This is a genomic window from Myxococcus sp. AM011 (genome assembly GCF_013372595.1).
GTDB lineage: Bacteria > Myxococcota > Myxococcia > Myxococcales > Myxococcaceae > Myxococcus > Myxococcus eversor.
In genome coordinates this window covers 1-1819 of record NZ_JABXEM010000533.1, presented here as the reverse complement: position 1 = coordinate 1819, position 1819 = coordinate 1, and the positions used below count along the sequence as shown (strand labels likewise).

Annotated in this window: 2 protein-coding genes; one reads left to right on the top strand and one right to left on the bottom strand. The window is 70.4% G+C overall.

Going from position 1 to position 1819, the window contains the following annotated elements; genetic code table 11:
• Positions 1-110 precede the first annotated feature (110 nt).
• The gene (locus HUW62_RS47070) at positions 111-404 is read left to right on the top strand and encodes a hypothetical protein (RefSeq protein ID WP_176438171.1); all 294 of its coding nucleotides are present in this window, start codon (positions 111-113) and stop codon (positions 402-404) included.
• A 17-nt stretch (positions 405-421) separates the two neighbouring features.
• Here the strand turns inward: HUW62_RS47070 and HUW62_RS47065 are convergent.
• Positions 422-1819 (bottom strand): alpha/beta fold hydrolase (locus HUW62_RS47065; RefSeq protein WP_176438170.1); only part of this gene is annotated, 1398 nt, incomplete at its 5' end.

Sequence of the window (1819 nt, the reverse complement as noted above, 5' to 3'; positions counted from 1 at the left end):
GTGGGCTCCAACAGGGTGGGACGCGGATTCCACCTGGAACGGGCGGCGAGCGCTTGGAAGAAATGCACCACCCTTGACTCATATGGCCGGTCCCCGGAGGCTGTGAGGCGATGCGAATTCGATGGGTGGCCTGGGCAGCGATGATGGCGCTGCACTTCCTGGCGATTGCGTTTCTCCCGAAGGACCTGGCTCCCGCGCTGGCCGGTTCCATCTACCTGCCGCTGATGCCCCTGCGTGCCCTGGGGCTCCCTGTCCTTTCGACGGCGCCGTCGGGCGGCTGGGCGGGGCCGTCGGTGCTCGGCTGGGTCGCGGTCGTCCTGGTCTGGGGGCTCATCTGGTGGGGCGTGGCGGCGCTGGTCGCCCGCTTCACGCACCCCGGTCGTCGCGCGACTCCCGTGGCTTGATTCGGAGCGCGAGCGCCTCAAGGGGCCGTGGCGCTCCTGCCGAAGTCCGCCCCGCGAAGCTTCAGGACGCAGTCCAACGGCAACGGCCCCTTGGGGTCGCGGAGGAAGGCCAGGGTGACCTCTCCACCGCAGCGGTTGAACGACGCGCCGTGGCTGTAGCCCCGCATCTCGACGTAGCGGGCCTGGGGCATGGACTCCAGCAACTGCCGCCCCCAGTCCGGAGGCGTGTCCGGGTCGAACTCCCCCGCGAAGATGAGCGTCGGCACGTCGCTCTTCACTGGCGTGTTCTCCTCGGCGGGTACCGGCGCCACATTCCACACGCGGCACGTCTCCACGGAGGCCGTGCCTTCGTCGACACCGCCCAGGCCCATCGCCGGCGAGCGCTGCGCGGCGATGCGCTTCGGGTCCTCGAACGGAATCTCCTCCGAGCACCAGACCGACAGCCGCAGTCCCCAGCTCATCGTCGACGCCCCCTGGCTGCGCTCCACCCACGGCGTCAGCTCCGAGTAGTCGCCCGCCGCCGCCCGGCTGATGATGCGCGGGAGGAAGGGAATCGCGTCCGGGTCGTGCAACGCCGTGTAGAGGGCCTCGACGACCTGAGCGCCGCGCACCTCCACCAGACGTCCCTCCGTCACGGACTCCTTCAGCACCAGGGGCAGCGGCTTGCGCTCCGCGGTGGCGATGAGCTGCGCGAAGCGCTTGCGCAGGTCCGGATGCGCGGCGGAGCACTCGCGGTCGATGGCGCACCCGTCGAACACCAGGTCGAGCGAGCGCAGCAGGTTCACCGCGCCGACCTCGTCGAAGTTCACCTCGGGCGGCAGCACCGAATCCAGGATGACCGAGCGCACCCCCGCCGGATGCCGGCGCAGCACGGTGAGCATCAGCCGCGTGCTGTAGGAGAGCCCTTGGAGGTTCCACGTCTCGTAACCCAGGGCCTTGCGCAGGTCCTCGAGGTCATCCGCCGTGGCCGTCGTCGTGTATCCGTCCAGGTCCACCCCGGCGGCCGTCAGCGTCGCGCGGCAGCGACCCGCCGCCTTCGTCAGCGCGTCCTGCGCCTTGGCGCCGCGCAGCCGTCCCGCCGCGATGTCGCCCTTGAGGGCGTTGATGTCGGGACACTCCAGCGCGGGCTGGGCCATCTTCCCGCCGCGCGGCTCCATGGCGATGAAGTCGCGCTCGTCGAGCAGGGGGTTCTTCTTCCCGGAGCGCAGCCGGGCCACGGCGCTGACTCCGGGGCCGCCGGGCATGAAGAGCAGCGGGTCCTTCGCCGGCTTCGCCGCGCGGCTGCGCAGGCGCATCACCGGCAGCTTGATGGAGCGGCTGTCCGTCTTCTGTCGGTTCTCGGGGACGACCAGGAACCCACATTCGATGTTCTCCCCGGCCTCCACGCTCGTACAGGTACCCGGGCTGACCAACAT

Bases quoted from the DNA above. Each gene is read 5' to 3' on its own strand.
- HUW62_RS47070 (WP_176438171.1), top strand. From the start codon at position 111: ATGCGAATTCGATGGGTGGCCTGGGCAGCGATGATGGCGCTGCACTTC.